Origin of the sequence: Trinickia acidisoli, assembly GCF_017315725.1 — a bacterium.
GTDB classification, from domain to species: Bacteria; Pseudomonadota; Gammaproteobacteria; order Burkholderiales; family Burkholderiaceae; genus Trinickia; species Trinickia acidisoli.
The window spans coordinates 1,876,376-1,889,109 of record NZ_JAFLRG010000002.1; the positions used below are offsets into that span (position 1 = coordinate 1,876,376).

The 12,734-nt window shown below is 62.2% G+C and carries 10 protein-coding genes; 3 read left to right on the plus strand and 7 right to left on the minus strand.

Annotated elements, in window-relative coordinates:
- Window positions 1–3: 3 nt before the first annotated feature.
- Window positions 4–1,083, minus strand: a complete 1,080-nt coding sequence (locus J3485_RS26705; RefSeq protein WP_206957331.1) for an alcohol dehydrogenase catalytic domain-containing protein — start codon at window positions 1,081–1,083, stop codon at window positions 4–6.
- 112 nt (window positions 1,084–1,195) lie between these two features.
- On the opposite strand from J3485_RS26705, the gene J3485_RS26710 reads away from it, so the two are divergent.
- Both J3485_RS26710 and J3485_RS26715 read left to right on the plus strand, forming a co-directional pair.
- Window positions 1,196–1,972: a helix-turn-helix transcriptional regulator gene (locus J3485_RS26710; protein ID WP_206957333.1), complete on the plus strand. Its 777-nt coding sequence runs from the start codon at window positions 1,196–1,198 to the stop codon at window positions 1,970–1,972.
- 315 nt (window positions 1,973–2,287) lie between these two features.
- The gene (locus J3485_RS26715) at window positions 2,288–3,415 is read left to right on the plus strand and encodes a histidinol-phosphate transaminase (RefSeq protein WP_206957335.1); all 1,128 of its coding nucleotides are present in this window, start codon (window positions 2,288–2,290) and stop codon (window positions 3,413–3,415) included.
- 51 nt (window positions 3,416–3,466) lie between these two features.
- On the opposite strand, the gene J3485_RS26720 is transcribed toward J3485_RS26715, so the two are convergent.
- The 6 genes from J3485_RS26720 to J3485_RS26745 form a co-directional block, all read right to left on the minus strand.
- On the minus strand, window positions 3,467–4,192 hold the full coding sequence (locus tag J3485_RS26720; protein WP_206957336.1) for a dienelactone hydrolase family protein: 726 nt from the start codon (window positions 4,190–4,192) through the stop codon (window positions 3,467–3,469).
- A gap of 174 nt (window positions 4,193–4,366) precedes the next feature.
- Window positions 4,367–5,860 (minus strand): hypothetical protein, encoded by a 1,494-nt coding sequence (locus J3485_RS26725; RefSeq protein WP_206957338.1) that lies wholly within the window; start codon window positions 5,858–5,860, stop codon window positions 4,367–4,369.
- 490 nt (window positions 5,861–6,350) lie between these two features.
- The gene (locus tag J3485_RS26730) at window positions 6,351–7,187 is read right to left on the minus strand and encodes an ABC transporter permease (RefSeq protein ID WP_206957340.1); all 837 of its coding nucleotides are present in this window, start codon (window positions 7,185–7,187) and stop codon (window positions 6,351–6,353) included.
- A 58-nt stretch (window positions 7,188–7,245) separates the two neighbouring features.
- Window positions 7,246–8,526 (minus strand): ABC transporter permease, encoded by a 1,281-nt coding sequence (locus tag J3485_RS26735; RefSeq protein WP_206957342.1) that lies wholly within the window; start codon window positions 8,524–8,526, stop codon window positions 7,246–7,248.
- 137 nt (window positions 8,527–8,663) lie between these two features.
- Window positions 8,664–9,710 (minus strand): ABC transporter substrate-binding protein, encoded by a 1,047-nt coding sequence (locus J3485_RS26740; protein WP_374192487.1) that lies wholly within the window; start codon window positions 9,708–9,710, stop codon window positions 8,664–8,666.
- Window positions 9,711–9,823: 113 nt separating this feature from the next.
- Window positions 9,824–10,918, minus strand: coding sequence for an ABC transporter ATP-binding protein (locus tag J3485_RS26745; protein WP_206957345.1), 1,095 nt, complete (start codon window positions 10,916–10,918; stop codon window positions 9,824–9,826).
- Between the two features lie 147 nt (window positions 10,919–11,065).
- On the opposite strand from J3485_RS26745, the gene pdxR reads away from it, so the two are divergent.
- Window positions 11,066–12,613 carry a MocR-like pyridoxine biosynthesis transcription factor PdxR gene (gene pdxR, locus J3485_RS26750; protein ID WP_206957347.1) on the plus strand — a complete coding sequence of 516 codons (1,548 nt, stop codon included), beginning with the start codon at window positions 11,066–11,068 and terminating at the stop codon, window positions 12,611–12,613.
- Window positions 12,614–12,734: the final 121 nt, after the last annotated feature.

Below are 12,734 nucleotides of genomic sequence, written 5' to 3' on the forward strand. Positions count from 1 at the left end.
CGGTTAAGGCTGCAGCACGGTCATCTTGAACGGGCCGCCGTTCGCGGTGGCATGCGCAACCGCTTCGTTCGCGTCGTCGAGCGCGAATGTCGTCACGTCGAAGTGATCGAGGTCGAGCAAGCCCGAGCGGATGAGCCCCGTCATGCGAGTCACGGCTTGCGGCGGATACATCCATTTGCCGCGTATCGTGATGTCGTTTCGCATGATCCACGGATAGGGCAAGTCGAGCCCATCCCCGCCCAGCATGCCTACCCCGCCCATCAAGATGACGCGGCCGTATGGGCGAACGGCCATGATCGCCGCGCGCACGACCTTCGTGCTCGCCGACGGCGGCAGCAAATCGATCACGCAATCGATCGGACACGGCGCCGCCTGCCGCATCCGTACGCGGTCCTCCTCCTCGTTGCCCGTCAGCCTGACCGTTTGCACGCGTTCGCCGAAGCGGCGCTCCAAATCAGCGAGCGCCTTTTCGTTACGTCCAGGCGCGACGACGCAGCGCACGCCCATCGCCAGCGCGACAGCCACGCAGGCGCTGCCGAAGTTGCCGGTCGCTCCGCTCACGAGCAACGTTTCGCCAGCCTGCAAGGCGGCCGCAAGCAGCCCGCCGTAGGGCACGAGCATGACGTTGAGCGCGCACCAGCGCGCGGCCTCTCGCGGATCGACATCGCCGATGCGAATCGCGTTCTCGGTCGGGACACGCATCTCTTGCGCAAACGGGCCGTCGTGAAAATATCGTTGCAGACGCAGGCCGCCCTCACTACGCGCACTCCATCCCTGCAATGTGATGTCGGGCATCAAGGCATCGTCGCGCGAGCGCACGGTCGGATCGCAAAACACCCAATCGCCCTCCTTCAAATGGGTGGCGTCAGGCCCGCTCGCCTTCACGCGACCGATCGCGCCGCAGCCCGGTACGATCGGCAGTTCCATCGAATAGCGGCGTTCGCCATTGAACACTTCATTCGCGTAGGACAACACCGGCGCGGCGACAACGTCCACGATCACCTCACCTGTTCCCATCTCGGGGCTCGGCATTTGAGCAATCGCGAGGGGCTGACTCAGTGATTTCAAAATGGCGGCTTTCATCTTCGTACTCCATCGAGCGTGATAGAACGAAATCATTCTGGCACGCGCAGATTTTCCATCCAGGCCTGGTACTATCCTAGGATTGTCCTGTACTACCCTGCATGGATCGCACATGTCGTCGACGTCGAGACGAACTGAATTCGGAGATTTCCTGCGTTCGCGGCGAGAAAAGCTGACGCCGGACGCACGAACGCTCAAAAGCGGGCGGCGGCGGCGCACGCCGGGCTTGCGGCGCGAGGAAGTCGCGGAGTTGGCGGGCATCGGCGTGGACTGGTATGTGCGGCTCGAACAGGGGCGCACGGTCAGCCCGTCCGATGCCACCCTCGTCGCGTTGGCCCATGCGCTACGGCTCGGCAAAGCGGAAGCCGCCCATCTGCGGGCTCTGGCCCGCGGCAGCGATTCGCGCGCGTTCGTTTCCGAGCACGTGCCGCCGGCAATCGAGAGAATGGTCTCGAAGCTCGCGCTGCCGGCCTACGTGACGGGCCGGCGCTGGGACATCCTGGCCTGGAACCGCGCCGCCAACGATCTCTTCGGATTTGGCCGCTTGGCTCAAACGAACCGCAATATCCTGGTCTTCATATTTGCCGAGCGGAACGCACGGCAATTGTTCGGATCGACATGGCAGGAGGAAGCGCGACGCATGATCGCTCTTTTTCGCGCGACGCACGATCTGCATGCCGACGATCCGGCGTTCGTCGATCTAGTAGAACGGCTGCGATCGGTAAGTCAGGAGTTCTCGAAGTGGTGGAAAGCTCATGATGTTCGTAGTGGTGCGTCGGGGCAGAAGGCTCTAGCTCATCCGAAACGCGGCATACAACACTACGAATATGCGACGTTTCAGGCGAACGACGATCCGGCCTTGAAGCTCGCGATTTATACGCCCGTATGACGTATCACCGCAGTCATGCTTGATCGCGACGGTCTTGCAGCTTTTCATTCGCACAAAGCTATGCCATCATAGCCGCATGAAATTTCCACGCATCACGTCCAACCCGCATCGCCATCACGGTCGCTCTTCATTGCGCCGTGGTTCGTCACATCGAAATCATTGATCGGTCTGCTTCACCCACCGACAAAACGACCAAGGCGCCTTCGGCGCCTTTTTTATTTCGGCGTCCTCCTGCAATCGGATTCAATCGGATCGAAGCCGAAGTCACCTTGGAATGTGCTGTACCCACTCGCGTTCGACAGAAGGAGCGACTCAATGCAGCAACCATGGAACGCTATCGCTTTCGCTGATTTACCTATCCGCGATGAACTCAAATCGCAGCATGCGTATGGCGCACCGCAGCTCGATGTGCCCGTGCGCTTGAACGTCAACGAGAACCCGTATCCGCCATCGCAAGTGCTTGCCGAACGCATTGCGCAAGCGGTGGCCGAGGCCGCGACGCAAGCGCATCGATACCCCGATCGCGACTTTACGCAATTGCGTAGCAGCCTCGCTACGTATCTGACGCACGATACCGGCGTAGCGGTCGATCCCGATCAGGTGTGGGCTGCCAATGGCTCCAACGAAGTTCTCCAGCAGATCCTGCAGGTGTTCGGCGGCCCGGGGCGTTCAGCATTGATCATGACGCCGGCGTATGCCATGTACGAGGAGTATTGCCGTACGACTTTCACTCAATTGCACACGCTACCACGTAAAGAAGACTTCGACGTGGATCTCGATCGCGCGATCGCGACGATTCAGGCATTGCAGCCCAGCGTGATTCTATTGACGTCGCCCAACAACCCGACCGGTACCGCGCTTTCGTTGGAGACGATCGAGGCGATACTCGAGGTCGCGCCGGGCATGGTCGTCATCGATGAGGCGTATACGGAGTTCCGACGTCACGGTGTGCCGAGCGCCGTGGCTTTATTGCCGCGCCATCCTCGTTTGATCGTCTCGCGTACGCTCAGCAAAGCATTCAAATTTGCCGGCGCACGCGTGGGCTATTGCGCGTGCGCGGCGGCCATCGTGGACGCGATCAAACTCGTCCGGCTGCCGTACCATCTATCGGCCTTCACGCAGGCCGCTGCTTGCGCCGCGCTCGCGGCCCGCGACGAAATGTTGTCGCAGGTGGAAATTCTAAAAGCGGAGCGCGACGAGACAGTGCGCTGGCTTCGAGGTCTCGACCTCGAAGTGCCGGATTCAGATGCCAATTTCGTCATGTTCGGACGGTTCGAAGATCGGCATTTGATTTGGAGCGAACTCTTACGCGATGGCGTATTGATTCGCGAGACGGGGCCGCGAGGATACCTGCGCGTATCGATCGGTACCCCGGAAGAAATGACCGCGTTCCGCACTGCCCTGCTGAAGGCGATGCATTCACAACGCGCCGTCTTCGGATGACTTCGGCAATACGCATACATGCACCCAAGGCGGCGCATTGCTGCGCCGCCATCAGTTCGAAGCGAAGCTCTCCGTGAGCCAGTCCCGCATCATCGTGTATGAACGCGCCGCGGCCTTGGCGTCATAGCGACAATTGCCCGTCTTGGCCGTTGCCTCGGTTTCGGTGAAGCAATGCACGACGTGGCCGATCTCGACGAACTGCCAATCGGCGGGGCTGCGCTTCATTGACTCGGTGAAAGCCGGTACTTGAGGCATGGTGAACGCGTCGTCGGCACCGTTCATCGCGAGCACGCGCGCCTTGATGTTCGCGGCAAGCGCGGGATCGTCGGTGCTCAAATCGCCGTGAAAGGCAACCACGGCCTTGACGTCGGAGCCGCTGCGCGCGAGATCGAGCACGGCGGCGCCGCCGAAGCAGAAGCCGATCGCCGCGAGACGCGACGAATCGATGGGCGCGTCGGCGGCCGCGGCTTTGAGTTGCTCGAATGCTTTGCCGATACGCGCGCGCATCAATTGGCGATCGTGATAGAGCGGCGCGACGGCAGTTTTTGCCTGCGCGTCGCTCGTGGGGCGTATCCCGGTGCCGTACATGTCGGTCAGCAAGATGACGTAGTCCTTGCCGGCAATCATCTCGGCTTTTTTGACGGCGGTATCGTTGACGCCGTACCAATTCGGCACCATCACCAAGCCGGGGCGCTTGGCCGTCGTGGCATCGTCATAGATGAGAAAGCTGTTGAAGGTCGTACCGTTCAGCGTCCAGCCGACGGGCTTGGCGACCATCTTCGCCATCGCGGGCGAAGCAACGACGATGCCAAACAGGATAAAAGCGAGGCTACGAATCGCATGGCGGTATTCTCCGAGCAGGTTGAATAAGTTGGAAGACTAGAACCGACAGCCCGCCGTGTCGAGCCCTCCCCCTCGCCCGATGCCGCAACGCAAGATGTCGTTATGTCCTTAAGTCGACGTCAACTGCGATGTGCTGCCTATGTTGCCCTCCTCTTGCGAAAGCCGCGACGTAGCACGATGCAAAATGCTGCCCGTAGGAGGCGTGGTCGAGAGCGACGTGGCGAGTATCGCGCCGCTCTGCGTCGCATCGTCGATGCTCGTTCCAATCGGGATCATGTGCTCGGTCGTCGGTGCGACAGGCTCCTCGTTGATGACAGGCACGTCGTTGACGACGGGTGTCAGACGCGGCGTCGTCATCTCGATGAACGCCTGCCGGCCCAATTGATCCACGTTCACTTCTTCGACCTGCTCTTCCTCATCTCGCTCGGCTCGCGCGTTTGGGTCTTTCTTCGCAAACATGCCCGCAAAGGCCGTATAGAGCGCGCCGAGAATCAACGCCGTCACCATGTTGCCGTAGTTGTTTTCCTCCTCGGGGTCGAGGTTCGGCGTCTTGACGCCGAAGTTCACCGCGGCCATCACCACGACACCGAACAGCGCCGCACGGGCCGGATACGAGCCGAGCAGCATGTTCGCCACTTCCCTACCGGTAGGCACCTGCGGCGACAAGCGGCTACGGAAGTTGTCGCGTACTCGGGTCAGGCCACCGCCGAATTTCGTCAGTACGTTGCCCTGCGTATCGTCCATCCCCTCTTTGAAAAGATGAGCCAAGGTCAGATTGATTTCGTCCGTTGCTTCGCCGCCACCGTTGATCGAGCCTCTCAAGCCATCCGAGCGAACCGATGAGCCCGGCGCCCCATACGACATCGCGGAGCCCACGCCCATCTCCACGCCGCCGTAGGCAACCCCGGACACGAGCGACGGCTTGAATTGGATGCCCCGGATTTGGTTAGGTGTGCGAATGAATAGCTGCGATGTATCGCGTCCCAAGCAATACGCCAGCCCGAATGCCACCAAGCTGGGCGCTGCCGCATCGAGATTACCGAGTGCCGCCGTCACCGCCAGCGCGGTCGCGCCTACGAGCGCGAGCGTACCGCGACTGATCGACGACCAGGTCGTCGCCGTACGGTCCCTGTAGTCCTTGATGCCGCCTGCCGTGAGCAGTGCCACGGGGAGTGCCGCGACCAAACCGCCCGCTACCTTGCGCATGTCATCGGTGAAGCCGGCATCGTCGCTCATGCCGTTCGCGGCCAATTGACGCGAGAACGTCATCAGCATCACGCAAAAGCCGGTCTTCACCGAGATGTTGAACAGCGACGCCAACGCCATTGCCGCCTTGTTTTCAAAGTTGTTGTTGGCGACGTCCAGCAAGAAGTTGGCAATGGCATGTTGCTGCTGGCGCGGTGTCTTTATTTGCCAGTTGGCGAACAAGCCTGCGCTTTTGCCTTGCTCGATAACGGCGCGCAACTCGGGATTGTTCGCGAACTCGCCTCTCTGCAACGCGGCCATCCCGTCTGCGAGCCGCCTCTCCTCCGGCGTCAAATTCGCTTCGACGCGATCGAGCGCCTCGTCTATCTCTTGATGAGACCTTTGCGCGAGAACCATCGCGTTGTTCGAAGCGGGGCGGCTCAGCGACGTCCGCGGCACGTCTATCGCGACGGACTGGATCGACTGGCTGCGTTGGCTTTGATGGCTACGTATCGACGGCGTCCGGCTGGGCACCGGCCGTATCGACTCGTCGGTGCTTGTCGACGATCGCGCAGAGCGCGGCGCCAACCCATCGAGAGAACTCGATCGAGACATCGACGACGACTGCAGGGGGTCGTCTACCGTCACCGTATTCTGCTGCTCGTTTTCGTGGGCCGGGAGGGTCCCATCGGAGTTGTCTGCCGGAATGGTGCTCATTGAAATCCCCTTGTGTCGTGTCAATCAGCGATGCACTGCGAGCGATGCACTGCGGCTGACTATAAGCAAGCTCGACAAAGCGGGGTAACCATCAAAGCACGATGCGTCGAACGAAAAAGCGAAGTATCGGGGAAAGCCCCAAGCGGCGTCATCAACGCGTCACCTCCGCACGCCGCGGTGCGTCTTCACCTCACGCGACAGCGCGCGCCGCATTCCTACCGCGCAGCCATTCGAGCGCCAGCAGCAGCGCTGTCGAAAAGAGAATCAGAATCGTCGCCAGCGCCGCGATCGTCGGCGTAATGTTCTCGCGGATGCCCGTAAACATCTGACGCGGCAGCGTCGTTTGATCGGCGCCCGCAAGGAACAGCGTCACGACCACCTCGTCGAATGAAGTCGCAAACGCGAACAAAGCGCCGGAGATCACGCCCGGCGCGATCACGGGCAGCGTGATTCGAAAGAACGTGCGCGTCGGATCGACGCCGAGCGATAGGCTCGCGCGCACGAGGTTGCCGTCGAAGCCTTGCAGCGTCGCCCCCACCGTCGTCACGACGAACGGCACGCCGAGCGCCGCATGCGCCATGATCAGGCCGATATAGGTGTTCGCGAGCCCGAGCGGCGCGAAGAACAAATACATGCCGACGCCCACGACGATGACGGGCACGATCATCGGCGAAATCAGCACGGCCATGACGATCGCCTTGCCGCGGAAATTCGCCTTGGCCAGGCCGAGCGCCGCCAGCGTGCCGAGCACCGTCGCCAACAGCGTTGCCGACGGCGCCACGATGAAGCTGTTTTTCGCGGCCATGCGCCACTCGTCGGACATGACGAGGTTCTGATACCAGCGCCATGACCAACCCGGAATCGGATAGACGAGGAACGTACTCGACGAAAACGACAACGGCACGATCGCGAGCACGGGCAGGATCAAGTAAAGCAGCGTCAGCACAGCCAGGCCGCGCAAGAGGAAATACCACGCGCGTTCGACGAGCGACGTGTGTGGGGCGAATAGCGGTTTGGAAAGTTTCATCGTCGGCTCCGCCGCGAAGGTCTCACGGATGCGCAAGGAATCAAGGGCGATCGCGGCGTTACAGGTTCGGCGCCGCCCTCGTGAAGCGGCCGTACACCGCGTACAGCACGAGCGTCGCCGCGAGCAGCAGGCCGCCGAGCGCACATGCCATGCCCCAGTTGATCGTCACGTTCGTGAAGTACGCGACGTAGTAGCTCACCATCTGATCGTTAGGACCCCCAAGCAATGCCGGCGTGATGTAGTAGCCGATCGCCAGGATGAATACGAGCAGTGCGCCGGCGCCGATGCCCGGATACGTTTGCGGGACATACACACGCCAGAACGCCGCGAACGGATGGCTGCCGAGCGAAACCGCCGCACGCTGGTAGGTCGGGGGAATCGACTTCATCACGCTGTACAGCGGCAGAATCATGAATGGCAGCAGGATGTGCGTCATCGAGATATAGACACCTGTGCGATTGAACAGCAGCTCGAGCGGCGCGTGAATCAACCCGAGGCCGCGCAACGTGCGGTTCACGAGCCCTTCGGTCTGCAAGATCACGATCCATGCGGCAACGCGCACGAGGATCGACGTCCAAAACGGAATCAGCACGAGAATCATCGCCAGGTTCGCGCGACGCTCGCTCAACGTCGAAATCCAATAGGCGAGCGGATAGCCTAGCAACAGCGCCGCCACCGTGACCACCGCGCCGATCACGAACGTGCGGCCGAATACGCTCACGTAGATGCGCTGATCCGGATCGGTCTGCTCGATGTGGCCGAATGCATCCTCTCGATGATCGAGCGCCGCCAGCAAGTAAAACGGCGAATAGCGCGAGCCGTTCTTGGCGATCGCGCGCCAGTAGCGCGCGTCACCCCATCGCGCATCGAGATCGATCAGTTTCGCACGCACTTGCTCGGGCTCGAGCGCGAGCGGATGGTTGTCGTCATCGGTGAAAGGCAGCGCGCTCGCCGTCTTCGATACGAGCGAATGAAAGCCCGGTATCTCGACGTTGAGCCGACGCTCCAAGCTACCCATGACTTCGCCGTCCTGCGTCGAGGTCGATGCCAAATCGGATGCGAGCGACCCATAGGCTGCCGCCGGCGGCTCGCCCTTGCGATCCCATCGAGCGAGTTGCGCCGCGGTTCGCGGCAGCGCGTCGGCCACCTCGGGGTTCTGCACCGCGCGCGTCAGCAGCGCGGCGATCGGCACGACGAATATCAGCAACAGAAAGATCGCCAGCGGTGCGATCAAGAGCAGCGCCGTCATTCGCTTGCGTGCCTGCGCAGCCTTCAACTCGCGCTTCAACGCCGCGGTCGATGGGCCGCTCGGCTCGCTCGAAATCGTCATCGTTTGCATGCTCATCGCTCGCATTGCCTCTTGCGGGTACTGCTTGGTTCTTGCCTTGTGCCACGTTGTGTCGCCCGGGTTGCACGTTGGACGACACAACATCTCTTACTCGATTACGCGCGTTCGTTGTCTTTATCGTTGTCGAATCACTTCGACGCCCACGACGCGAAGCGCTGTTCGAGTTCATCACCGTAGTCGGTCCAGAACGCGGCGTCTTGGAGCACGGCGTCCTGGCCGTTGGCCGGTGAGTTCGGCAGATTCGACAGCGTCTTTGCATCGAGCGACTTGATCGCATCGCGATTCGCCGGACCGTATGCGATGTGCTGCGCGTAGACCTGCTGCGGCTTGGACGAAACCGAGTAACCGATGAACTGCTCGGCCAGCGCCTTGTTCGGCGATCCCTTCGGAATCACCCAATAGTCGAGGTCGTAGATGCTGCCGTTCCAGACCACCTTCAGGTTCTTGCCCTCGCGCTGCGCGGCGTCGATACGGCCGTTGAACGCGGAGGACATGACGACGTCGCCGGCGACGAGGAACTGCGGCGGCTGTGCGCCCGCCTCCCACCATTGGATGTACGGCTTGAGTTCGTCGAGCTTCTTGAACGCGCGATCCTGGCCCGCCTTCGTTGCCAACACCTTGTAGACGTCCTTCGGTGCCACACCGTCGGCCATCAGCGCGAATTCGAGGTTGCCGCGCGCACCCTTGCGCAGCGCGCGCTTGCCCGGGAATTTCTTCACGTTCCAGAAATCGGCCCAGCCTGTCGGCGCCGTCTTCAGCTTGTCGGCGTTGTAGGCGATGGCCGTCGACCAAACGAAGAAGCCCACGCCGCACGTACTCGGCGATTCGGGAATCAACGCCGACTTCTTCGCGATCTTCGACCAGTCGAGCTTTTCGTACAGGCCTTCGTCGCAGCCGCGGCCGAGATCGCCCGACTCCACTTCGACGACGTCCCAGTTCACGTGCTTGGCTTCCACCATCGCCTTGATCTTGGCCGTTTCGCCGTTGTATTCGACGGCGGTGATCGTGTCGCCCGTCTGCTGCGCGAACGGCTGGTAGTAGGCAACCTTCTGCGCATCGGCATTGGCTCCGCCGAAGTTCACGACGGTCAACTCGGCGGCGCGGGCGCCTGCCGCACAGAGCATCGTCGATGCAGCGGCAACGGCCAACGTCGCAGCAGCGCGGCGCATCGTCATGGTGTTCGTCTTCATCTAACGCTCTCCTCTATGGGGTCCTTCGTGGGTCTTCGTGAGTCTTCGTTACTGCGTCAGTCGGAATGGGACATCCAGCGATTCCGGATCGCGCGCGGTCACGCAAAAACACGCAAATGCTCAGGCGCGAACTCGAGCCCGATGGGCACGCCAGGCGCGAACGTATCGAGCGCTTCGGTGCCGAGCGGGACTTTGACGAAACATTCGTCCTGCTCGGGCACCGCGCACCGCATGCGCACGTGGTCGCCGAAATAGATGAGGCCGCGCACGTGGCTCGCAAGCGCATTGATGCCGTCTCGCGCGCTCGCTTGGGCTGCCAAACGTACGCGCTCGGGGCGAATGCAAGCAACGGCGGGCGCACCGGCCCTCGCGTTCGCCACGTTGCGGCCCACGACGTGCGTGCCGTCGCGAAGGCGCAAGCGGCAATACTCACCGTCGACTTCGGAGATCGTGCCTTGCAAGCGGTTGCTGTCGCCGATGAAGTTCGCGACGAATTCGTTGCACGGCGTTTCGTAGAGGCGATCAACGGTATCGAGCTGCTGCACGATGCCTTTGTCGAACACGGCGACGCGATCGGACATCGTCAGCGCTTCGCCCTGATCGTGCGTGACATAGACGAACGTCAACCCCAGCTTCTCGTGCAGCGCCTTCAGTTCGTATTGCATGTGTTCGCGCAGTTGCTTGTCGAGCGCGCCGAGCGGCTCGTCCATCAGCACGAGCCGCGGCGCGAACACGAGCGCCCGCGCCAGTGCGATCCGCTGCTGCTGTCCGCCCGAAAGCTGCGCGGGATAGCGCTTGGCGAAGCCTTCCATCCGCACCATCTTCAGCGCCTCGGCAACGCGATCGGCGCGCTCGGCGGCGTCCATCTTGCGCACTGTCAGCGGATAAGCGACGTTCTGCTCGACCGTCATGTGCGGGAACAGCGCGTAGTTCTGAAACACCATGCCGATATTGCGTTTGTGCGGCGGCACGGTATTGAGCAGTTGCCCGTCGAGACGGATTTCGCCGCCGGTCGGAAATTCGAATCCGGCCAACATCATCAGGCAAGTTGTCTTGCCCGATCCCGACGGCCCGAGCAACGTCAGGAATTCGCCCTGATAAATGTCGAGATCGAGCGATTTGACGACGAGCGTTTCGCCGTCGTACGTCTTGCGCACGCCGCGAAAGCTCACGATCACCTGATCTTTTTGCATCGTCTGTCTCCTACGTTCCGTCGGCTTCGCGATCGATGCGCCGATTGGCTCCATCGACCAGCGAACACCGCACTTCATTTGCGATCCAATATAATCGGTCGCGGTTCCACGCAACGGAGCCATTTCATTATTCCGAAGGGAACCACTTTGGATACGATCATTCTGTCGGACTGGCTCGCGGCCCGGCTCGAGCGCAGCGCCGCCGAGCCCATGTATCGCCAAGTGCTGCGCCTCGTGCAGCACGCCATCCTGACGGGGCAGCTCGCGCCCGGCACGAAACTGCCGAGCTCGCGCACGCTGGCGGACGATCTCGACGTCGCGCGCAACACCGTTCTGCGCGTCTACGATCAATTGACGGCCGAAGGCTACGTGCTGTCGACCACGGGCAGCGGGACGTACGTGGCCGATACGCGTCCCGATGCCGCAACGGTCCGTCCGCGCTCCGCGGCACCCGTGAGCACACCGGGCGCACCAGGCGCACCGGGTACCCCGAGTGCGACGCGCGAAACCCTCGTCCGAGAAAGCCTCTCCACGCGCGGACGGCGTCTGATCGGCCGCGCGGGCGTGGCGCCGAAACAGTGGGGCGCGTTCATGCCGGGCGTGCCGGACGTCACCGAGTTTCCGTCGCGTACGTGGAGCCGCTTGCAGGCGCGGCTTTGGAAAGAGGCGAACCCCGAGCTCTTGACCTACGCGCCCGGCAGCGGCTACCGGCCGCTGCGGCGTGCCCTGTCGGATTACTTGCGCGTGGCGCGCTCGGTCAAATGCTCGCCCGATCAAATCATCCTCACGACGGGTATCCATCAGTCGATGGACCTCGCCGTGCGGCTCCTGACCGACGTCGGCGATCGCGCGTGGGTAGAGGAGCCTTGCTATTGGGGCGCTCGCAGCGTCCTGCAATCGGCGGGGCTCGAGCTCGAGCCGATTCCCGTCGACGGCGAAGGCTTGAACCCGCGCGAGCTTGCGCTGGCCGCACCGCCACGCCTTGCGCTCGTCACGCCGTCGCATCAATATCCGCTCGGCATGGTCATGAGTCTCGCGCGGCGGCGCACGCTGCTCGAATACGCCCGCCAACACGGCGTATGGATCGTCGAAGACGACTACGACAGCGAGTTCCGCTACGGCAGCCGTCCGATCGCTTCGCTGCAAGGCCTCGACGACGCGGGGCGCGTGATCTATGTCGGCAGCCTCGGCAAGATTTTGTTTCCGGGGCTGCGCATCGGCTACATGGTCGCGCCCGAGCATCTCGTCGAGACCTTTCGTACGGGGGTGGCCGAACTGTACCGCGAGGGGCAGCTCATGCATCAAGCCGTACTCGCCGAATTCATCTTGGGCGGCTACTTGACCTCTCACGTGCGGCGTATGCGCGCACTGTACGGCGAGCGCCGGCAGATTCTCATCGATGCAATCACCTCGCACTTCGGCGACGCATTGCCCGTAATGGGCGACGAAGCCGGCCTGCACTTCGTGCTCGGGCTGCCCGATACCGTCGATGATCGAGCGGTCACGGCCGCGGCGTTCGACGCGGGTGTGATCGTGCGCCCGCTCGCGGCGTACTACAGCCGCGAGGAAGTCGCGCGGCGCGGCTTGCTGCTCGGCTATGCGTGCGTGCCGAACGATCGGATAGGGCCTGCGTTCGACACGCTCGCACGCGTCATCGAACAGCACATGGAAGCAGGCGCGGCACGGGCCGCTTGAACGCGCACGCGGTGGCGACTCGCTCTCGGACGGTATGGCGGCCGCCTGCGGCGATTTACATAAACATATACACAACACCCGTCGCATTCGTTTCCCGTTATCCGTAGTCGGTTCGATTCAA

Coding starts and splice junctions, on each gene's coding strand:
- J3485_RS26740 (WP_374192487.1), bottom strand. CDS start 9,710: ATGACGATGCGCCGCGCTGCTGCGACGTTGGCCGTTGCCGCTGCATCG.
- J3485_RS26710 (WP_206957333.1), top strand. CDS start 1,196: ATGTCGTCGACGTCGAGACGAACTGAATTCGGAGATTTCCTGCGTTCG.
- J3485_RS26720 (WP_206957336.1), bottom strand. CDS start 4,192: ATGGTCGCCAAGCCCGTCGGCTGGACGCTGAACGGTACGACCTTCAAC.
- J3485_RS26730 (WP_206957340.1), bottom strand. CDS start 7,187: ATGAAACTTTCCAAACCGCTATTCGCCCCACACACGTCGCTCGTCGAA.
- J3485_RS26705 (WP_206957331.1), bottom strand. CDS start 1,083: ATGAAAGCCGCCATTTTGAAATCACTGAGTCAGCCCCTCGCGATTGCT.
- J3485_RS26735 (WP_206957342.1), bottom strand. CDS start 8,526: ATGCAAACGATGACGATTTCGAGCGAGCCGAGCGGCCCATCGACCGCG.
- J3485_RS26715 (WP_206957335.1), top strand. CDS start 2,288: ATGCAGCAACCATGGAACGCTATCGCTTTCGCTGATTTACCTATCCGC.
- J3485_RS26725 (WP_206957338.1), bottom strand. CDS start 5,860: ATGGTTCTCGCGCAAAGGTCTCATCAAGAGATAGACGAGGCGCTCGAT.
- J3485_RS26745 (WP_206957345.1), bottom strand. CDS start 10,918: ATGCAAAAAGATCAGGTGATCGTGAGCTTTCGCGGCGTGCGCAAGACG.